General features: G+C 37.0%; 18 protein-coding genes. 6 read left to right on the top strand and 12 right to left on the bottom strand.

The window, feature by feature from the left end; translation table 11 throughout:
• The first annotated feature begins 286 nt into the window (after window positions 1-286).
• Together H9650_RS18505 and H9650_RS20700 are read left to right on the top strand one after the other, a co-directional pair.
• Window positions 287-1,576, top strand: coding sequence for a helix-turn-helix domain-containing protein (locus H9650_RS18505; protein WP_191697889.1), 1,290 nt, complete (start codon window positions 287-289; stop codon window positions 1,574-1,576).
• Complete coding sequence (locus H9650_RS20700) at window positions 1,573-1,701, top strand: hypothetical protein (protein WP_263619344.1); 129 nt, start codon at window positions 1,573-1,575, stop codon at window positions 1,699-1,701. Before H9650_RS18505 ends, H9650_RS20700 begins: the two co-directional genes overlap by 4 nt.
• Before the next feature lie 54 nt (window positions 1,702-1,755).
• Here H9650_RS20700 and H9650_RS18500 read toward each other — a convergent pair whose 3' ends face one another.
• The 8 genes from H9650_RS18500 to H9650_RS18465 form a co-directional block, all read right to left on the bottom strand.
• On the bottom strand, window positions 1,756-2,070 hold the full coding sequence (locus H9650_RS18500; RefSeq protein ID WP_144539510.1) for a DUF4288 domain-containing protein: 315 nt from the start codon (window positions 2,068-2,070) through the stop codon (window positions 1,756-1,758).
• A gap of 266 nt (window positions 2,071-2,336) precedes the next feature.
• A complete protein-coding gene (locus tag H9650_RS18495) occupies window positions 2,337-4,118 on the bottom strand; it encodes an ABC transporter ATP-binding protein (protein ID WP_225216168.1) in 1,782 nt (593 codons plus the stop codon).
• Window positions 4,119-4,143: 25 nt separating this feature from the next.
• Window positions 4,144-5,886 (bottom strand): ABC transporter ATP-binding protein, encoded by a 1,743-nt coding sequence (locus tag H9650_RS18490; protein ID WP_191697887.1) that lies wholly within the window; start codon window positions 5,884-5,886, stop codon window positions 4,144-4,146.
• Window positions 5,883-6,362 (bottom strand): PadR family transcriptional regulator, encoded by a 480-nt coding sequence (locus tag H9650_RS18485; RefSeq protein WP_191697886.1) that lies wholly within the window; start codon window positions 6,360-6,362, stop codon window positions 5,883-5,885. Before H9650_RS18485 ends, H9650_RS18490 begins: the two co-directional genes overlap by 4 nt.
• Window positions 6,363-6,510: 148 nt before the next feature.
• On the bottom strand, window positions 6,511-8,037 hold the full coding sequence (locus H9650_RS18480; RefSeq protein WP_191697885.1) for an FAD-dependent oxidoreductase: 1,527 nt from the start codon (window positions 8,035-8,037) through the stop codon (window positions 6,511-6,513).
• Window positions 8,038-8,342: 305 nt separating this feature from the next.
• Complete coding sequence (locus tag H9650_RS18475) at window positions 8,343-9,740, bottom strand: alanine/glycine:cation symporter family protein (RefSeq protein ID WP_151112423.1); 1,398 nt, start codon at window positions 9,738-9,740, stop codon at window positions 8,343-8,345.
• A 170-nt stretch (window positions 9,741-9,910) separates the two neighbouring features.
• Window positions 9,911-10,840 (bottom strand): manganese-dependent inorganic pyrophosphatase, encoded by a 930-nt coding sequence (locus H9650_RS18470; RefSeq protein ID WP_144539498.1) that lies wholly within the window; start codon window positions 10,838-10,840, stop codon window positions 9,911-9,913.
• A 39-nt stretch (window positions 10,841-10,879) separates the two neighbouring features.
• Window positions 10,880-11,329: an Rrf2 family transcriptional regulator gene (locus H9650_RS18465; RefSeq protein WP_191697884.1), complete on the bottom strand. Its 450-nt coding sequence runs from the start codon at window positions 11,327-11,329 to the stop codon at window positions 10,880-10,882.
• Window positions 11,330-11,536: 207 nt separating this feature from the next.
• Here H9650_RS18465 and hmpA point away from each other — a divergent pair, with 207 nt between their 5' ends.
• Together hmpA and H9650_RS18455 are read left to right on the top strand one after the other, a co-directional pair.
• A complete protein-coding gene (gene hmpA / locus H9650_RS18460; protein WP_191697883.1) occupies window positions 11,537-12,724 on the top strand; it encodes an NO-inducible flavohemoprotein in 1,188 nt (395 codons plus the stop codon).
• A 159-nt stretch (window positions 12,725-12,883) separates the two neighbouring features.
• Entirely contained in the window at window positions 12,884-13,678 is a 795-nt protein-coding gene (locus H9650_RS18455; RefSeq protein WP_144539653.1) for a GNAT family N-acetyltransferase, read from the top strand.
• A gap of 197 nt (window positions 13,679-13,875) precedes the next feature.
• On the opposite strand, the gene H9650_RS18450 is transcribed toward H9650_RS18455, so the two are convergent.
• The 4 genes from H9650_RS18450 to H9650_RS18435 form a co-directional block, all read right to left on the bottom strand.
• Entirely contained in the window at window positions 13,876-14,460 is a 585-nt protein-coding gene (locus tag H9650_RS18450; RefSeq protein WP_191697882.1) for a DNA-3-methyladenine glycosylase, read from the bottom strand.
• Between the two features lies 1 nt (window position 14,461).
• Window positions 14,462-15,733 (bottom strand): acetyl-CoA hydrolase/transferase family protein, encoded by a 1,272-nt coding sequence (locus H9650_RS18445; protein WP_191697881.1) that lies wholly within the window; start codon window positions 15,731-15,733, stop codon window positions 14,462-14,464.
• Window positions 15,711-16,286 carry a DNA topology modulation protein gene (locus tag H9650_RS18440; protein WP_151112411.1) on the bottom strand — a complete coding sequence of 192 codons (576 nt, stop codon included), beginning with the start codon at window positions 16,284-16,286 and terminating at the stop codon, window positions 15,711-15,713. Before H9650_RS18440 ends, H9650_RS18445 begins: the two co-directional genes overlap by 23 nt.
• 91 nt (window positions 16,287-16,377) lie before the next feature.
• Entirely contained in the window at window positions 16,378-17,607 is a 1,230-nt protein-coding gene (locus H9650_RS18435) for an MFS transporter (RefSeq protein ID WP_144539485.1), read from the bottom strand.
• Window positions 17,608-17,780: 173 nt separating this feature from the next.
• On the opposite strand from H9650_RS18435, the gene thrC reads away from it, so the two are divergent.
• Together thrC and thrB are read left to right on the top strand one after the other, a co-directional pair.
• Window positions 17,781-18,839, top strand: coding sequence for a threonine synthase (gene thrC, locus H9650_RS18430; protein ID WP_191697880.1), 1,059 nt, complete (start codon window positions 17,781-17,783; stop codon window positions 18,837-18,839).
• Window positions 18,839-19,816 carry a homoserine kinase gene (gene thrB, locus H9650_RS18425; protein ID WP_191697879.1) on the top strand — a complete coding sequence of 326 codons (978 nt, stop codon included), beginning with the start codon at window positions 18,839-18,841 and terminating at the stop codon, window positions 19,814-19,816. The genes thrC and thrB overlap by 1 nt, the downstream gene beginning before the upstream one ends.
• The last annotated feature ends 271 nt before the right edge of the window (window positions 19,817-20,087 follow it).

Here is a 20,087-nt window from a genome sequence, read left to right as displayed (position 1 = left end):
ATAATCACAATGTAAATATTTTACTTTGAAGTTTCAAAACTACTATCTTAGTCAAGAAACACTGTAGTAAAATTAATTCAATTTAAATCCAATTAATAACAAAATTTAAAAGAAACATAACTATTTTAAGAAAGTGAACGAAGAAAACCTCACTTTTTTGACCTATTTCACTGTTCACTTTCATAATAATTCAATTCTATACTTTTTTCAGTTTTTTTATGCTATCTTTATTATAGTATCTGATTTTGTTTCCTATTAAGATCCTACTCGAGGGGGGTTGAATTAGGTGAATATAGGGCAGCTAATCAAATTAGAACGCCAAAGACAAAATATGAAGCAGGAGTATCTAGCTTCAGGTATTTGCGTTCCTTCTTACTTAAGTAGAATAGAAAATGGGTTAGTTATCCCTAGTGAGGATATACAGCAACACTTATTAAAACGATTAAACGTGCCTTTAGATGCATTAAATAATGATGGTGATGAAGCAAAATTATCGTACTTCAAATCACTTTTTAAATCAGTCATAAACTCTCGAGATAAACAAAAAGCAAAAAGTCTATATCAAGATGTCCATATTTACATAGAGGAACATCCATTTGAACCTAATAGACTTACTCTTCTAGTAATGGAAACAAGACTGATGCTTATGCTACCTAATTATGCAAATGAAGTTCTAACAAACGTTGCAATCTTGGAAGAGTTTAAGAAAGAAATGTCTACAGATCAATTATTTTACTTATCTACAATCCAAGGAATTATTTCCTACCAAAACAATGAATTTCGGCAAGCTTCAGAAATATTCATGAACATTTTTAATTTAATTAAAAGTTACCGCATGGAAGATTGGGAAATGGCAGAACTTTACTATATTTCAAGCCTGGCTTTTTTATCTGAATCAAGGTATATACTTGCTATTGATTATGTAAAATCAGCCTTATCTTACTTTAATCAAGAAATTTTAATTGAAAGATCAATTGAATGTCTTGTAATTTTAGGTATAGCTCAAAAAAATACCGGTGTTTTAAAAGAGGCAATAGCATCTTATGAAAAGGCAAGAGAAATAAGTTCTAAAATTGAATCTTCTAAATTTAAAGGTATGATTGAACAAAATATTGGGGCATGTTATTCTCTTTTAAAAGAAAGCGATTTAGCTCTTTTTCACTTTAAAAGTAGTTTACAAGCAAATTCTGATCCTAATATAAATGTTATTTCTATTCTTTCTATTTTAAAAGAACATCACAAAAACAATGATATTAGTAATGCCTTAATTTGGTTAAATAGTGGCTTAGAAATCTTATATAAACTTTCTGAAAGTAATAGAGATTTTTATGCCAATCACTTCTTAGTATATAAAACAATATTACTTAACGAAACAAATTCTATTTCCACCTTCAAACGGGTGTTGGATTATTTCGAAAGTAAGCAAGAATTCAAATATTGTTCTATCTATTGCTATGTTTTAGCAAAAAAATTGGCTAAAGAGAAACAGTATAAACAAGCTACTATTTATTATGAAAAAGGTTTTAACTATCATATAAAACAATCAAAAGTTTCTAGTTGGGAGGAATTATCATGAAGAAATTAATTGGATTACTATGTCTTACAGCTATACTAATTGCAACTGTTTCATTCGAAACAGAACTTGCTGTAGATGCAAAACCAGAAATCACTTCAATCAAACCTGGATTTAAGGCACTATAATATAACTTAAAGGACCCCAGTTCTCTGAACTGGGGTCCTTTTTTGATAATCTATTCAATATGTTCTATCTAATTGTACTGCTTCGTCTAAAATAATATGGTGACTGTAGACTTCCGCAAATTCTAATGATTCTTCGATTTTATCAACCATTTCGAAAACATCAAGAATCATCACTAATTTTATTACTGTCTTTTCTCCAAAGGCATTGGTATAAGTGACGTCTTTAAAATGTTCCTTTACTAAACGATCTACATCTTCGAATCGAGGTGCTCGAACGATGTTTATCGTTTCTTCAAATGTTTTATTAGGCATAGATTCAGGCGAGGAAATATGTTCAAATAATAGTTTGACTGAAAACGTTCTCTCCATTTTTTTCACCTCTATTCCTTTTTTTTCTTATCTTAATTATTGTATATTTTTATGTTAAAAGCCATATCTTTAAGTTGTGAAAGTACCTTCTGAAAATAGCACTTAAACGTGAAAAATTATCGCTACTTTCATACTAATATTCCTTTCTTTTTTTATATAATTCGACTTATATTTTACTTTACCACCCTAAAGTTGCTAGTACTAAATTACTTTTATTTAAAAAAAGTCCTCTGAGGCCATTGACAATCCCCAGAGAACTTTTCCTTTTATATATTAAATTGACTTTCATATAGCTCAAAATAAAAGCCTTTTTTCTGTAATAATTCCTGGTGAGTCCCTGATTCAATAAGCTCACCTTGATGAATTACTAAGATTCTGTCTGCATTTTCAATTGTTTTTAGCCTATGCGCAATGACAAAGCTAGTTCGTCCTTCTGATAATCTATTTAGTCCACGTTGTATTTCAATCTCTGTTTTCGTATCTATACTAGAAGTAGCTTCATCTAATATTAGTATATCGGAATCAGCCAAAATCACTCGAGCGATAGCCAGTAGCTGTCTTTGGCCTTGGCTTAAGCTCGATCCACCTGATGTAATGAGTGTTTCATACTGCTCCGGCAAATGCTTGATAAACCTATGCGCTGATGCTAGCTTAGCAGCCTCAACTATTTCGTCATCAGAAGCATCTAATCGCCCATATCGTATATTCTCCATAATCGTACCTGAAAACAAGAATGTATCCTGAAGCACAATCCCAATTTTTTCACGTAGCTTGTTAACTTTATAGTCTTGTATATCAATTCCATCTATTTGAATTTTTCCAGAATCAATATCGTAAAAGCGCATTAGTAAATTTATAATGGTTGTTTTACCAGAACCAGTCGGACCAACTAGTGCAATCTTCTCTCCTGCTTTTGCTTGGAAGCTAATGTTCCTTAAGATAGATTCTCCCTTTTCATAGGAGAAATTCACATGAGAAAATTCTACAGTACCCTTCAAAGATTCTATTTCTATGGCATTTGTCTTATCCACCATGTCTGGGGATTCATCCATAATCTCAAATACCCTCTCTGCCCCAGCAATTGCGGATTGAAAAGTATTTAGTAAGTTAGATAATTGGTTAATCGGACGGAAGAACTGTCGGGAATAGGTAACAAAAGCTGCAATGATCCCAACGGTAGCCATTTCCTGAACAGTCATAAGCGCACCAACTCCAATAATAAGGGCCAACCCAAGATTATTTATAAAGTTATTAATAGGTCCAAGAAAACCTGATACTGTATCCGCAGCCATTGCTGATCCTCTCAAACGCTCATTCACTACGGAAAATTTATTAAATGTATTTTCTTCTTGACCAAACAGGGTAATTACCTCATTACCTGAAATTGACTCCTCGATGAAACCATTTAACTCTCCTAAATCACGCTGTCTCTTAATGAAGTTACTACTGCTATATTTTATTATTTTCTTCGTTGTAAATATAATCAGCGGTATGATTAGTAGTGCTACTATAGCTAATAACCAGTTCAAAGCAAACATAGCAATCGTAACGCCTGCTACCATCAGAACAGAGGAAAATATTTGAATAACGCTTTGACTCAATGCATTATTAAGACTCTCTATATCATTCGTGACTCGACTCATGAGATCTCCATGTGTCCGTTTATCAAAAAAACGCAATGATAACGTTTGGAACTTGTTAAACAAATCTTGTCGAAGTGTTTGAATAGTTTTTAGCGATACACGTACCATTAAAAATGTTTGGAGCCATGTGAAAACGGAAGAAGCAATGTATACTATTCCTAAAAATATTAAGAATCGAATAGTGCCATCTAAATCCTTTGGAATAATATAATCATCGATAATTACCCCTATCAAATATGGGGCCAGCAAATTCAGCAAGGTCGAAATAATGACAAGGCCACTGGCTGCTATCAATGCTATTTTTTGCTTTTCCATATAGCGCCATATTCGTTTGATCGTACCCTTGCTATCCTTTGCTTTAACAACTGGTCCTCCGAATCCTCTCGGCCCTCTCGCTCGGCCCATGGCATTTGGTGGTGGAGTAGATGCTTTATTCATCTGATAGAACCCCCTTCCCACTTTGTGTCTCATAAATATCTCTATACACCTGGCTCGTTTGAAGAAGCTCTTCATGCGTACCAGCTGCTTCAATCATTCCATCATCTATCACTAGTATTTGGTCGGCATCCATAATGGAAGATACCTTTGAAGAAATGATAAAAACTGTTGTTTCTCCATAGTGATCTCTTAACGTTTTTTGAATAGCAGCTTCCGATAATGCATCTACAGCTGAAGTTGAATCATCAAAAACAAGTATTTTAGGATGGCGGATGAATGCTCGAGCCATAGAAAGACGCTGTTTTTGCCCACCAGATAGATTGGTTGCACCCTGCATGAGTTCATGATTGAATCCTTTATCCAATCTCTCGATAAACTCATATGCTGCCGCTGAACGAGCAGCTAACTCCATTTCATCTGGATTTGCATTTTCTTTCCCATAGCTTAAATTTTCCTCAATCGTACCAGAGAACAAGGTTGCTTTTTGAGGAACAAAACCTATTAAAGTTCGCAATTCCTCCAACGAGTAATCCTTTAAATCTTTTCCACTTATTCGAATGGTACCCGTGTCTGGATCATATAACCGGGATATAAGTTTTACTAATGTAGACTTACCACTTCCTGTTGAACCAATAATACCGATTGTATCTCCAGCGCCAGCATAGAAGGAAATGTTTTTTAAGACATACTCTCCATTTTTACTATAGCTAAAGTTAACTTGGTCAAATTCTACCGAACCCTTTATGTCGCTAGTATGTATTGGATTTACTGGTTCTTGAATATCTACTACCGTTTCTAACACTTGTTGAATACGATTAGCAGAAGTAAAGGAACGGGTGATTTGCATTAATACATGGCTACTAGATATAAGGCCATTCATAATAATGTTAAGGTAATTGATAAAAGCAAGTATGACCCCAACCTGCATAGTCCCTTCATCGACTTTTATAGCACCCATCCACATACCAAAAACGACCCCAACATTAACTACAAATAACATTACGGGCATAAGGGATAGAATGACTTGTTCCGCCGCCATGTTTCTTTTTGTTAAAGTGTCATTAACATCCTTAAAGGAATCCATTTCATAATTCTTCCGATTGAATGCCTTAATTACTCGAATTCCAGAGAAGGTCTCCTGTAGCTTAGTATTCACCTTATCCATAGCTTTTTGGACCTTTACGAAGAGCTTTCCAGTTTTAGAAGAAAAGAAATAAATGAATGCCATCAAAATAGGAATGGTTACAAGTAAGACCGGGAATAACTCTCTTGCTGTGACCCATACGATAATAACGGAGCCTATGAACAAAAGTGGGCCCCTTACAAATACGCGAAGTGTCATCATTAAAGCTTGTTGGACAGAAGTGACATCATTTGTCACAATCGTGATTAACTTTCCTGCCCCATATGTGTCAGTATTTCTGCTAGAAAACTGCTGTGTTTTTCGAAAAACATCTCTTCGAATATCTGCAGCAAAATTGACTGCAGCCTTAGAGCTATAAACCGTACACCCAGCTCCACCTATTAAACCTACAAATGCAGTGACGAGCATCAATAATCCCATCTGAATAACATAAGCATTGTCACTCTGTGCAATCCCGTTATCAATGATATGCTGCATAATTGTAGGTTGAAGTAAGTCCATTGCCACTTCTATACACATTAGGAGAGGGGCTAATATGGCAAAAAGAGTGTATGGCTTTAAATATTGAAGTAGCTTTTGTAGAGACTTCATGTTTCCTCTCCTTTCTTTTGTATTTCTTTTTGTAATTGATTTGTCGTATCTTGAATAAATTCAATAAGCCTGGAAGTACTATCTTTATCCTTCCTTGAGGCTTTAATCGCCTTTCTTAGTTCATTTTCCCATTGATCGATCACTTCTTTTAGTTGGGTTGCTTCCTCTGAATTTTGCCATTCCCATCTAGCCTTCCAGTCTTCCCAAAAATCACTCTTTTTTTTATTGGAATGTTCGGTTAGGCGAGTTCTGCCTCTGACCCCTAGAGAATATATCTTCTTACCTGTATCAGGTAGTAACTCAATCATTTCCTGCTCCATCAACTCCTGTAATGCAGGATAGACTGTTCCGGCACTTGCCGAATAAAAGCCACCAGAGCGATATTCTAATTCCTTCATTATTTGATATCCATGCTTCGGCTCTTCATCAAGCAAATGAAGGATAGCCAGCTGCACGAAACCTCTTCTCCTTTTCATATCATTCACACCCTTCATGTATATCGATAATTTTAATCGATATACTTTAGGAAGACAATAGGTGAAAATTAAAAAGACAAAAAAAGCCGAGAAAGTATGGTTCCTCTTTCTCGACTTTTAAGCTAGTTTCCGACGCTCTTAGAAACAGCTAATTTAATTTTTCTAATGGTTCAAACGCAGGTCCCTCTAACACTTCACCCTTGTAATTAAAACGGGAACCATGACATGGACAATCCCACGAGCTTTCTGCATTGTTAAAAGCTACATCACATCCCATGTGTGTACATACAGGCTTTACTAAATACACTTTTCCATCCTGGTCCTTGTAGGCTCCTACCTTTTTCCCGTCTACTTTTACAATATCTCCTGTGCCTTCTTTTAAATCCTCTAGCTGAAGATCTACTTTTTCTGTCTTGCCTTTAACAAACTCCTTCGCTACACTAGCGTTGGCTTTTGTAAATTTAGTAATATCTTCTTTTTTCATTTTAGATCTTGTAGGTGAAAAAAATTCTGAAAACCCATTTTCTTTCGATAATACGTTATCTACCATAATTTTAGCTGCGACTATACTATTAGTCATTCCCCATTTGCGATATCCTGTTGCAACTAATACATTTGGCTTGCTTGAAGTCATTGCACCTATATATGGAACCTTGTCTAATGACTCCAAATCCTGTGCAGACCATCGATAATTGTACTGTTCAAAATTAAATTTTTCACGTCCGAAAGCTGCTAATGCCTCATAGTTCGCAGTGGTGTCTCCCTCATTTCTACCGGTTACGTGACCTTCACCTCCTAAAAGGATATATCTTCTACCGTCAGAACCAAGAGTAGAGCGTATCGATCTAGTTGGTTGTTCTACGTTAATGTACATCCCTTTTGGAAACTTTTTATCGGCAGGAGCGGCTACTACGTAGGATCTATTTGATTCTAAACGTGTAAAATACAAACCGTTTTCATCATTAAAAGGAAAGTGACTGCAAACGAGAATTTTTTTCGCCTTAATCTTGTGACCATCAACCGTTTCTACTACATTTTCTAAATTAAGGTCTTTGGCTCGTGTCTCCTCAAAAAAATGGACACCATTCTCGATAGAAAAGTCCACTAATGCCTTTGCAAACTTTACTGGATGAAATTGCCCTTGATTTTCTAGTTTGAGGGCTTCCTTTACTTCATAAGGAAGCTCTGTTTCTTTTGTTAATGAAGCAGGACCAATCCCTATCTTCTGATAGGCATCCATTTCTTTTCTTACAATTTCTACCCCTTTTTCGGTATCCGCATATATGTAAGCAGGTACTTTTTCATAATCACATTTAATATTTAAATCGGAAACAGTTTGTTCTATGAAATTAAGTGCCTCATTTTGTGCAGTATAATATAGTCGGGCTTTCTCAACATCAAAAGTATCAATAAGCTGTTGATAAACATGTCCATGTTGGGTTGTTACCTTAGCGGTAGTAAAACCTGTTGTACCATTTAAAATTTTACTTCCCTCAATAACAGCTACTGATTTTCCACTCTTGCTTAATAGATATGCAGCTGTTATTCCTGTTAAACCTGCTCCCACAATCAGCACATCAACTTCTATATTTTCATTTAGTTTTGGAAAAAACGGAAGATCATTGGTAGATAGCCAATAGGACTCTGAGTTCCCGGGTAAAATTGTTTTTGTCATCATTTTTCCTCCTTTTTACTAGTTTCTATCTATTCAGCAAACTTTATTCAACTAAAACGAATATAAAATGGAAAGAGATGTTTATTTAGTTGTTTTTTATACTGCTTGTAGGTCTTTTACGTTCTCATTTTGGTCAATGCTAGATAAAGGTACATTAATTCTCTTAAACTTTTTGTACCCGCACATACTAGAACAAAACGTGTCGTTAAGATAGTTGGTAAGGAATGTAGAATGTTACTTGCAACTTCACTAGCTTGTACGATACAAAAAAGCCTGCTTCCCGTAAGGAAAAGCAGGTTTTTTCTTTATCTATCTTCCTCTTCCCAGCATTCTGTATTTTTCAGACCTGGAATTGTTTTTGCATAAAATGTTGGATCCTGTCCTTTTTTTCGTTGCCTTGTAAAGTCATCCAATACTTTAAAGGCTACTTTACCTAAAAGTATAATGACTACTATATTCATTGTAGCCATTAAACCCATAAATAAATCTGCTAGGGTCCAAACAAGCTGAACATGTGCAAGGGAGCCGAACATTACCATTCCTAATACAAGAAAACGATAGGCAGTAAGCCAGCCCTTGCCAGCATTCATAAATTCTATATTAGTTTCTCCGTAGTAATAGTTCCCCATAACAGAGCTATAGGCAAAGAAAATAATTGCTATGGCCACAAAATAAGGAGCCCATTCACCTACATGTACTGCCAAGGAATTTTGAGTCAGGATGACACCGTCATCCTCCCCAGTACTATAGAGCCCAGCTAAAATGATAATAAATGCGGTTGCTGAACAGATAATAATGGTATCAAAGAATACCCCTAAACTTTGAACAAGCCCTTGTTTTGCCGGATGAGATACACTTGCTGTCGCTGCAGCATTTGGTACACTACCCATACCTGCTTCATTCGAAAATAATCCTCGTCTAACCCCTTGCATGATTGCAGCACCAATTGTTCCTCCTACTGCTTCCTCTAGGCCAAACGCATGTGTAATAATTAGTTTGAATACTGCTGGAATTTCTGAAATATTAGTAATAACTACAAAAAGTGTTATAGCCAAATAGAATACTGCCATTACAGGTACCACTATTTGGGTGACACTGACAATTCTATGTACTCCGCCAAAAATTATAATTGCTGTTAGTAACACTAATACTATCCCGATAATGTATGGAGGAATGTTAAATACATCCCCTACTGAAGCAGCTATTGTATTAGACTGCACTGCATTAAATATGAAGCCAAAACACAAGATTAATAGGATACTAAAAACTATTCCAAGTTTACGACTACCTAATGCCTTTTCAATATAATAAGCAGGACCACCTCGGAAGCTATCTCCATCCCTTACCTTATATACTTGCGCTAAAGTACTTTCTATAAAAGCCGTAGCCATTCCGATAATAGCTATGACCCACATCCAAAAAACAGCCCCAGGTCCTCCTATACCAATTGCTAAAGCTACCCCGGTAATATTACCAGTACCTACGCGGGATGCTGTGCTAATTGTAAATGCCTGAAAGGGAGAAACTCCACTTTTATCTTCTTTTTTTTCTGTGATTAAGCGAAACATCTCACCAAATAAACGAAATTGCACAAACCTCGTACTAATTGTAAAATACAACCCTGCTCCAATGAGCAAAGCAATCAATATATAAGTCCATAACACATTGTTTAATCCATCCACAATGGTTTCAATCCAACTCATATTTCTTACCTCCAATTTTTATACTCTATGGTATATACCCTATTCGAACTATAAATAACAATTATCCTTCGATTAATTTATTTTCTTCCTAAAATGATTTGTTACCTAGAAGAAAATAATTATAAAAAAAACTTCCTAGTAAGTTTACTAGGAAGTTTTTATATTTTAATTTATTCGGCTAAAGCCTCTGTTAACGCTGGTACTACTTGCTTCTTACGAGATACCACGCCTTTTAAAAGCGCAACATTATTAACAAATGTTACATTAAATGCAGTCTCTGCTTTTAGCGCCATTTTACCTAAAGCTAAAGCAACAGAGTCGTTATTTAATATGTCTGTTACAACGAAGAAGAAAAGATCTAATTCTTTTTCTTGAATTTCAAGGTTTATTAATTCCTCTAATTGTCCCTGACGTCCCATCACATCATTCACATCGACAGCATTCACTTGAGCAATGATTACTTTATGCTCTCCCATACTAAATTCTTTTGCATCCAGGGAAAGTAGGTCTTCTAGGCTCTTATCGCTAAGGTCAGCCCCTGCTTTTAGCATAGCTAGTCCATACTCCTCAACGTTTACACCTGCCATTTTTTCTAACTCGCGTGCAGCTGTAATATCTTCTTCTGTGCATGTTGGTGATTTAAATAATAATGTGTCCGAAACGATAGCTGACAACATCAATCCTGCAATATTAGATGGAATATCGACACCTTTTTCTTTAAATATTTTATTGATTATCGTAGCTGTACACCCTACTGGCTCTGCACGATAATATAGAGGATCTGCCGTTTCAAAATTAGCAATACGATGATGATCAATAACCTCTGTAATTTGAACTTCTTCTATTCCAATAGCACTTTGCTGTTTTTCATTGTGATCTACTAGAATTACTTTTGTCGCTTCAGTTTCTACATTTTTTATCAATCGTGGAGCTTCAAAACCAAACTTTTCAAGCGCATATTTAGTTTCGTTATTTAATTCTCCTAAACGAACCGCCTCTGCCTCTACCCCAATAGCATTCTTTAAATAAGCGTATACAATCGCAGAAGTAATTGTGTCTGTATCTGGATTTTGATGTCCAAAAACTAATACTTTTTCCATAAGTAATCCTCCTAAAAATCTATTTCCGAACTTATTTTATCATATATCTTGTCTATCATTAAAAAGTAAATTTGCTAATACATCCTTGTTATTGAGAAAGTCCGCTAATGTATATTCATCTAGTATCATTAGATACGCCTTGAGTGCTCTATTTAAAGCTCTACGTAACCCGCAAGCTGGAGTAATCACACACCGGTTTGCCTGACAGTCAAAGCATTCTACTAGATGGAAATCATCCTCCGTCTTCCTTACAACTTGTCCTATATTAATATCCTCTGGCCCCATAGCCAAACGGATACCGCCACCTCTGCCACGAATCGTTTCGATATACCCAAGTTTTCCTAAGTCATAGGTCACTTTCATTAAATGGTTTTTAGAAATACCATATGCTTCTGAAATATCTTTAATAGTTGAAAGTTCCCCTTTGTCTTTAGCTCCTAAATAGATCAATACTCTAAGGGAAAAGTCTGTATACATTGTCATTCTCATACTAACACCGCCATTCATTCCATTATACCTACTATGACAAACTCGTGAAAGAAATGTGACTGTTTATTTACAAAAAATAAAAGAAGTATTTTAGATATTGCTTTTAATTTTTAAGAGGAGTATGGTGAACTTATAAAAACAAAGCGCTAATATTTCAATTGATTAAACATTGATAGCGCTAAAAACTAAAAGGATGTGCAAACGCATATGTTATCACAAAAAACTATTGATATAGTCAAATCTACCGTTCCAGTCCTAGAAGTTCACGGAGTAGCAATTACTACTACATTCTATCGAAATCTTTTTGAAGCCCATCCAGAGCTATTAAATATTTTCAACCACGCAAACCAAGAAAAAGGTCGTCAGCAAAATGCTCTAGCTAATACTGTTTATGCTGCAGCTGTTCACATTGATAACTTAGCTGCCATTATCCCAGTAGTTAAACAAATTGGGCAAAAGCATGTCAGCCTAGGGATTAAGCCTGAACACTATCCAATTGTCGGGCAATATTTATTGGAAGCGATTAAAGAAGTTTTAGGTGATGCGGCTACTGATGAAATTATTAACGCATGGGCTGAAGCATATGGAGTTATAGCTGATGCTTTTATAGGAATTGAAGAAGAAATGTACGTAGCAGCCGAAACTCAAGAAGGAGGCTGGAGATTTTTTAAAGACTTTATCATTATAGATAAAGTAAAGGAAAGCAATAACATTACATCATTCTATTTACAGCCAGCAGATGGGTCTGTCTTACCTTCATATGAGCCTGGTCAGTATATTACAGTTCGTGTAAATATCCCAGGCGAACAATATTTGTTAAACAGACAATATAGTCTGTCCCAAGCCGCTGACTTGAAATCATTCCGAATTTCAGTAAAAAAAGATGATGAAAACAATCCCGAAGGTAAAGTATCAGTACATCTGCATCAAAATTTAAATATCGGAGATAAGGTAGAGGTAAGCGCTCCTGCTGGGGAGTTTACACTTAGTAAAGAAAGAAACACTCCAGTTACTTTCATCAGCGGAGGTGTTGGAATCACACCTATGATGAGTATGCTTGAAACAGTTACGAAAAGTCAGCCAGAACGTGCAGTTTCCTTTATCTATAGTGCTCGTACGAAAAATTTACATCCCTTTGACCAAGATATTCGCTCTTTAATGGAATCTTTGGAAAATGGCACTTATAAAACTCTCTATTCAGAAGAAGGAGATGGATATATAACGAAAGAAATCATTCAAGAGTATGCGCATCTAGATGGAGATGTGTATGTATGTGGTCCTGTCGGTTTTATGGAAGCGATGATTAATCATTTACTCGATATTGGCTTAGCAAAAGATAATATTCACTATGAGTTCTTTGGACCTGCGCTAAATTTAAATTTAAAAGAAGTTTAATAAAACCAATATGAAAAGGTGCTACTCCCTAGTGAAGTAGCACCTTTTTTAGGTATTATTTTACCAATTAACATGCTTTTAGATATATGCTTAGTCAAAAAGGAGTGCTATAATTAGCCTATATTTATTTTAAAAATAGAAATGGGTGATAAATTTATAATGGTTAAACAATTTGAAAGTAAGTATATTCCCCTATCTAACTACTTTAAAAAGTGTATTAAAAAAGAATTTATTCTTACATATGAAGAAATTGAGGCTATCATCGGTCAAGCGCTACCAAATGCAGCTTACTTAAGTAGTAGTTGGTGGAAAAAAACAAAACCCCCTGCTTTACACTATTTTGCATGGATAGATAACGGATATTCTGTTAAGGACGTTGAGCTAGGAAAATCGGTCATTTTTCATTCGAGCAAAGAGATAGACGATGAAGAGGATGACAAAGAACAAGATATATTAGTTATTCGAGAAGCAGAGCTGGAAGATGCTCGACCATTCATCAATCTCCAGGAAGCTATTTTTTCTGAAACAGACTTCATGCTATATGGAGAATCTGACTTTCAAATGACTGTTCAGCAAATACGAAAAAGGATGACCTCTTGGAAAACCTCGTCTAATTCTATTCTTTTTCTGGCCATTATGAATGGACAGATTGCAGGCTTTATATTACTTCAAGGTACGCATGCTCCACGAGCAAGACATCGCGCCTCCTTGGTAGTAGGAGTAAAAAAGCAATTTTCTAGAAAAGGTATTGCCACTTCTCTTATTAATAGGGCGTTTCTGTGGGCAAAGGAAGTAGGAGTTACTAAGCTGGAGCTCTCCGTTATAAAAGAGAATGCTATTGCCCACAAACTCTATCAAAAGGCAGGCTTTGAAAAGGAAGGAACAAGAAAAAACTCCTTACTGATTAACGGCCAATACGTAGATGAATACTATATGGGTAGAATAATAGAATAAGAAAAGCATGTCTCCTAGTGAGTGATCTCCGCTCTAGGCGGACGCGTTCCGCTACAATCAAATATGGAATGATAAAGTAATTTGGCTAAATTAACTTAATCTAAATTATATAGTCTGTCAGAGGTAAGGAAACTCTGAAAAAATTGTAACTAAAAAAGCCGACCACATTTGTGATCGGTCTTTTACTTACTCTTTTTTTAACGCATTTTCGATACATATGGGTTGTCATTTGCCCAAAAGCGATACGGATAATGTACTGCTTCTCCACTATTATCTATACCAATTCTTGGACCGGTAGAGATAGATATAGCCTTCTCTCCCTCTGTCATATACAAGGGCTTTTTGCTCCAATGATGCCCGTAATATTCCATTGTAATCGCCATTGCCTTCGTTAACTTTCCAGGACCATTCGTCCATTGCTTCATCGGAAGATCACGCCGATTTTCCTTCATCTGTTCTAACCCTTCTACAGGCTCTACAGCGCGTATTAAAATCGCATGAGGGGTGCCTAACGGGGCTGACACCACATTAATCAGCGTATGGGTATGCATTTGATAAGTATAAATATGGCCTGGCTCTCCAAACATTACTTCCGTTCGCTTAGTTCTACGATTACCGAAGCTATGAGCTGCTTGATCCTCTGCCCCCATATACGCTTCGGTTTCAACTATCTTACCAATCAGAAGACCACTTTCATGCTCATGAACTATATACTTTCCTATTAAATCCCTTGCCAATTCTATAGTAGGTTGATGAAAAAAAGATGGCTCGATTGGCTTCATATTAGATAAACCCCATTTTTTTCGCTTCGAATGTTAGTTCTTCTCGGAATTTAGGGTGAGCAATTGCTATTAATTGCTCTGCTCGCTTAGAAATTGGCTGACCGAACATACTAGCTACACCGTATTCCGTTACAATCATATCGATATCGTTTTTAGAAGTCGTTACTATGGAGCCCGGTGACAGTGAAAGCTTAATACGAGAAATTTCATCATTCTTTGCGGTGGATGTCATACATACAAAGCCTTTTCCCTCTTTGGAAAACCTTACACCTCTTGCAAAATCAGCTTGTCCTCCAGAAGATGAATAATATTTGCCAGCTACAGTTTCAGAGGCACATTGCCCATAAAGGTCAACCTCGGTAGTTGCATTTATAGAGACAATTCGTTCCTCCTTAGCAATTTCCCTTGGATCGTTGACTACACTAACTGGTAGGAATTCTACCGAAGGATTGTTATCTAGGAAGTCGTATAGCTTCTTGGATCCATGAGCAAAGGTCGCCACTATTTTTCCTTTATTCGTGAACTTCTGTGTACCATCAATTGCACCAGCTTCCACTAAATCGACTATACCATCTACAAACATTTCTGTATGAATTCCTAAATGTCGATGATTTTTAAGTAGGCTGACAACTGCATTCGGTATAGAACCAATCCCGATTTGTAAGGTGTCCCCATTACAAATCATTTCTGTAACATACTCAGCAATTTTAATATCCTTTTCTACAATTGGCGGAGCTACATCTTCGAACAAAGGACGATCATTCTCTACATAACCAAGTATTTGACTAATGTGGATTTGATTTTGACCAAATGTTCGAGGCATATGCTTGTTAACCTCTAATATGAAAGGTACCGACCCAATAAATTCGCTCACTATATCCGCCTGGGTCCCGAGTGAAAAATAACCGAATTCGTCCATAGGAGATGCAACAGCCATTATCATGGAAAGATTAGTAGATGTTTTTAAAATCCTCGGCATCTCATGAAAGTTGTTTGGTACTAGGTCTACCAGGCCCTGATGAAAGTTCTTTCTTGTTGCTCCACTCAAAAAGTAGGAAACATGCTTTAACTTATCAGGAAAAGCCCCTTCCATATAGGGACGTTGCTTTAATGACAGTAGCTGATGCACCTTCACGTTTATTAAATCATTTGCATTCTCTTCTAATATATCTAAAAGTTTATGTGGTTCTCCGTTAGTTAAAGGCAGAATAATATCTGCATTTGGAGGAATAAACTCGATTATTTGCCTGTCACTTAATATTTTGTCTTTCATTAGTATGCACCCCTATTATATTTTCATTTGTTGTCCGAGCAGTGTCTAAAAAGGCCTTTACTTCCTTAGGGTTCCTTAAGATACATATGTCTCTTTGAGTGGACGCATCTTCTAAGACATTTAATATTGCAGGTCGTACTTTCTTAGGGAAGCTCCATACAAATCGGAGAAATTCCCAATCTAGCTTTTCATTGCATCCTAAAGCCATATCGTCTCTAGTCTTCCCTCGATGCATCCATACTCGCTTTAATACTCGATACGTACAGAGTGTTCGTTGGAAATCCAAAAATATGATTAAATCAGCATACTCTGTTCTCCACTCAAGCGTAGACTTAAAGTTCCCATCCATTATCCACTGTTCTTCTTCCAGCTTATCTTTTACTATTTCTATAAACTCATCTTTTGGAGTAGGAACCCACCCCTCGTTCCAATAAAGGGAATCTAAATGAATTAATGGCAAATTCCACTTTTTTGCTAACTGTTTAGAAAAAGTCGACTTACCCGCTCCACTAGAACCAATTATTAATACCTTTTTATGTCTAGATCGTTCCATTTATAATTCCCCTTTCCTGAGTCATATTTATTGTACTATGTTTTAACTCGGAGACAAATAAAAAGCTGCTCCCTAGGGAGCAGCTTTACTCTTATTCTAATTCTATTTGTTTTGTCTCAGTACCTAAGAATATAACTGCGATTACTCCAATAACGATAGCGATACAAAAAATACCGAATATCCAGCCAATTTCATAGCCTGCAGTCACTAATGTACCAACTAGCAATGGTCCAAGAATACCTCCTATACGACCGACTGAAGCAGCCATCCCCGATCCAGTTGCTCGAATAACTGTAGGATATTGTTCAGGAGAGTATGCATATAAAGCTCCCCAAGCACCTAAGTTAAAGAAGGATAGCAGCATTCCTGATGCGATTAAGATAGCTGTCGACTCTGCTGAACCAAAAACAAATGCACTTGCTGCAGTACCTAATAAGTAAGTAACCAATACAAATTTACGTCCTGCTTTTTCAATGAGCCACGCGGCAGAAAAATAACCAGGCAATTGAGCCAAAGTCATAATGAGTACATATTCAAAGCTTTGGATAAGTGAAAAACCCTTCATGACCATTACACTTGGAAGCCACAAAAACATACCATAGTAGGAGAACACCACCGTAAACCATACAATCCATAGCATTAAAGTTGCCTTAGCAAACTTCTTTGACCAGACATCTTTCATATTTTGGATTATTGATCTAGTCTCCGTATTCTTTGATGTAAATTGTGGTGAATCAGGTAACTTCAAACGCAGATAAATAGCATAAAAGGCTGGTAAAGCAGTTATCAATAGTGCAACTCTCCAGCCATATTCAGGAATTATAAAATAGGCAATTACTGCTGAAACAATCCAACCTGCTGCCCAAAAGCTTTCAAGAAGAACAACTACACGTCCTCTCTCCTTTGCTGCTACACTTTCTGATACTAGAGTAGATGCTACAGGTAGTTCTCCACCAAGCCCCATACCTACAAGAAAACGTAATGCCATAAATGCAAATAACGTGGTAGTTAAAGCAGATAGCCCACTAGCTACTGAGAACAAAATTAATGTAATCATAAATATTTTCTTACGGCCTACCTTGTCAGCAAATACTCCAAATACAAGAGCACCTACAGCCATCCCAATGGAGTTTACACTACCTATCCATCCCATCTCGTTTGGTGTTAATGCCCATTCACTTGCCAATGCAGCAATAACGAATGAGAGAATTCCCACATCCATTGCATCAAACATCCACGCAAGTCCTGCTATACCAAGCAATTTATTTTTAGATAATGGTTTTTCTACCTTCTTTGTATTTTTTTCTAGAACTGCTGTCATAATTATCCCCTGTCTTTACACCTGTAATGTTTTTTGTTTACATCAATAGTATACTTATAGAACTGTAAACTTACAACAGAAATTTTCACTTGTATTTTTCGATTATTTAGAGTAAAATGTCCTTTATATAAATACAGTTGTTTATCTAAGGAGAACAGAAGGGCGGAAATCACATGGCTTGGCAAGGACTAATTGAACAATATAAAGAATTCTTACCTGTAACTGAAAACACACCAAAACTTACATTATTAGAGGGCAATACCCCTCTCATTAAATTAGAAAACCTGTCCAATGAACTAGGCATTGAATTATATGCGAAAATTGAAGGAGCAAATCCAACAGGATCCTTCAAAGATAGAGGAATGGTCTTTGCGGTAGCTAAAGCGAAGGAGGAAGGTAGTAAGGCAGTTATATGTGCTTCTACAGGAAACACTTCTGCTGCAGCTGCAGCTTATGCAGCCCGAGCTGGGATGCGTGCAGTAATTGTAATTCCTGAGGGCAAGGTAGCTGCGGGGAAGCTTGCTCAAGCTTATATGTATGGAGCAGAGGTCGTTCAAATAGAAGGCAACTTCGATGTAGCGTTAGAAATGGTTCGTGCTATTAGCGAATCCTCACCTATTACTCTCGTAAACTCTGTAAATCCTTATAGAATAGAAGGACAAAAAACAGCATCATTTGAAATTTGTGATGTACTAGGCTCTGCCCCAGATTACTTAGCCATTCCAGTTGGGAACGCTGGCAATATCACAGCATATTGGAAAGGCTTCAAAGAATATAATGAGAAAAAACAAACTGGTCTACCTAAAATATATGGATTCGAAGCAGAAGGGGCAGCGGCTATCGTTCAAGGTAAGCCGATTGAATTCCCTGAAACAATTGCTACAGCCATCCGAATCGGTAATCCAGCTAGCTGGGATTACGCAGTAGCTGCCCGTGATGAGTCACAAGGACTGATTGAAGCTGTATCAGACGATGAAATGCTTGATGCATATAAACTAATCGCTAGTAGAGAGGGCATTTTTGCAGAGCCAGCATCCTGTGCTTCTATCGCCGGCGTTATAAGATCAGTCAAAGAAGGCAAGATAATACCCGGTAGCAAGGTCGTTGCAGTTCTAACTGGAAATGGATTAAAAGATCCACAGACTGCAATAGATGTAAAAGTGGCACCACCACATAAAATTGAAAGTAATGCCCCTGCACTAAGCGCATTTATAGAGGGGGTGCTTGCATAATGACATGGTCTATTTCCATACCTTCAAGCACTGCAAACTTAGGTCCAGGTTTTGACTCGATAGGTATTGCATTAGACAAATATCTAGAACTAGAGGTGGAGCTTGCCTCCCAACTTTCAATCGAAAACTTAACTGAAAATCTGCCTTTTGTCCCTAATCCGGCTGATCATTTAATTGTACAGTCCGCGGTAAAAACGGCGGCTATGCATGGACTAGAATTACCTGCTTGTACATTGAAGTTAAAAAGTGAGATTCCTCTGGCCCGCGGTATGGGTAGTAGTGCATCCGCTATCGTTGCAGGTATAGAGCTAGCCAATCAATTGCTTGAACTCAAACTGACTGCTCACGATAAGCTAAAAATTGCTACGATGATGGAGGGTCATCCCGATAATGCCGCTGCCTCTATTTTTGGAGGATTTACTATCTCTTCTAGTACAGATAACGGTGAAATCCACGTATTTCATTCGTATCACATAGAAGCTAGCTTTGTTTTATCTATTCCTCAATTTGAATTGAAGACAGAAAAAGCTAGAAATGTCTTGCCTGATCATTACACACGATCAATCGCAGCTCAGGCTAGCGCATCCGCCAATTTATTGGTAGCCGCATTTCTATCACAGTCTTTTGAACAGGCAGGTATCTATATGGAAGAGGATTTGTTTCATGAGCCATATCGCTTAGGTCTTATCCCACAAAGCAAGGAGCTGAAGATTGCAGCTAAAAAAGCTGGAGCATTTGGTACTTGCATTAGTGGGGCTGGTCCAACTCTATTATCACTTGTCCAAAAGGGCAAGGAACAGGAGTTTATCTCCCAAATGAAAGATAAATTCCCAAGCTTTGATCTTGTTCCAGTTTCTATCAACAAGACAGGAATCATTGCAACTAAAAACAGGATAAACCCGAGCTCCTCCTATGCCTACTCCGACACACAAATAGGGAAAAGCGAGATATCAGATTCACAGCTATCTCCCATTTGATCTCTAAAGCTTCGGGAATGACTTGTTTCTATCATATAGGAAGAATTTAAGAGAGGATGGTCAGTGACCCAAGTCACGACCATCCTCCTTTTGCGTTAATAATAGGTTTTTTGCCAATCCGTGATTAACCTTACAGCTTCCACATTAATGATTGGAGCAGCAAGACGGCGACTCCTGCGGGAGGAAGGAGACAAATAAGACATCGCATCCGACGCGTTAGCGGCGGCGATGGCTTATCACTCCCCCGCGGAAAGCGCCCGACTAGAGCGGA

The sequence above is a fragment of the Psychrobacillus faecigallinarum genome, from assembly GCF_014836595.1.
Lineage (GTDB): Bacteria > Bacillota > Bacilli > Bacillales_A > Planococcaceae > Psychrobacillus > Psychrobacillus faecigallinarum.
The sequence above is the reverse complement of the archived record's forward strand: the minus strand, read 5'-3'. Positions and strand labels throughout refer to the sequence as shown.

Bases quoted from the DNA above. Each gene is read 5' to 3' on its own strand.
- H9650_RS20700 (WP_263619344.1), top strand. From the start codon at position 1,573: ATGAAGAAATTAATTGGATTACTATGTCTTACAGCTATACTAATTGCA.
- H9650_RS18500 (WP_144539510.1), bottom strand. From the start codon at position 2,070: ATGGAGAGAACGTTTTCAGTCAAACTATTATTTGAACATATTTCCTCG.
- H9650_RS18495 (WP_225216168.1), bottom strand. From the start codon at position 4,118: ATGGGCCGAGCGAGAGGGCCGAGAGGATTCGGAGGACCAGTTGTTAAA.
- H9650_RS18490 (WP_191697887.1), bottom strand. From the start codon at position 5,886: ATGAAGTCTCTACAAAAGCTACTTCAATATTTAAAGCCATACACTCTT.
- H9650_RS18485 (WP_191697886.1), bottom strand. From the start codon at position 6,362: ATGAAAAGGAGAAGAGGTTTCGTGCAGCTGGCTATCCTTCATTTGCTT.
- H9650_RS18480 (WP_191697885.1), bottom strand. From the start codon at position 8,037: ATGACAAAAACAATTTTACCCGGGAACTCAGAGTCCTATTGGCTATCT.
- H9650_RS18475 (WP_151112423.1), bottom strand. From the start codon at position 9,740: ATGAGTTGGATTGAAACCATTGTGGATGGATTAAACAATGTGTTATGG.
- H9650_RS18470 (WP_144539498.1), bottom strand. From the start codon at position 10,840: ATGGAAAAAGTATTAGTTTTTGGACATCAAAATCCAGATACAGACACA.
- H9650_RS18465 (WP_191697884.1), bottom strand. From the start codon at position 11,329: ATGAGAATGACAATGTATACAGACTTTTCCCTTAGAGTATTGATCTAT.
- hmpA (WP_191697883.1), top strand. From the start codon at position 11,537: ATGTTATCACAAAAAACTATTGATATAGTCAAATCTACCGTTCCAGTC.
- H9650_RS18455 (WP_144539653.1), top strand. From the start codon at position 12,884: ATGGTTAAACAATTTGAAAGTAAGTATATTCCCCTATCTAACTACTTT.
- H9650_RS18450 (WP_191697882.1), bottom strand. From the start codon at position 14,460: ATGAAGCCAATCGAGCCATCTTTTTTTCATCAACCTACTATAGAATTG.
- H9650_RS18445 (WP_191697881.1), bottom strand. From the start codon at position 15,733: ATGAAAGACAAAATATTAAGTGACAGGCAAATAATCGAGTTTATTCCT.
- H9650_RS18440 (WP_151112411.1), bottom strand. From the start codon at position 16,286: ATGGAACGATCTAGACATAAAAAGGTATTAATAATTGGTTCTAGTGGA.
- H9650_RS18435 (WP_144539485.1), bottom strand. From the start codon at position 17,607: ATGACAGCAGTTCTAGAAAAAAATACAAAGAAGGTAGAAAAACCATTA.
- thrC (WP_191697880.1), top strand. From the start codon at position 17,781: ATGGCTTGGCAAGGACTAATTGAACAATATAAAGAATTCTTACCTGTA.
- thrB (WP_191697879.1), top strand. From the start codon at position 18,839: ATGACATGGTCTATTTCCATACCTTCAAGCACTGCAAACTTAGGTCCA.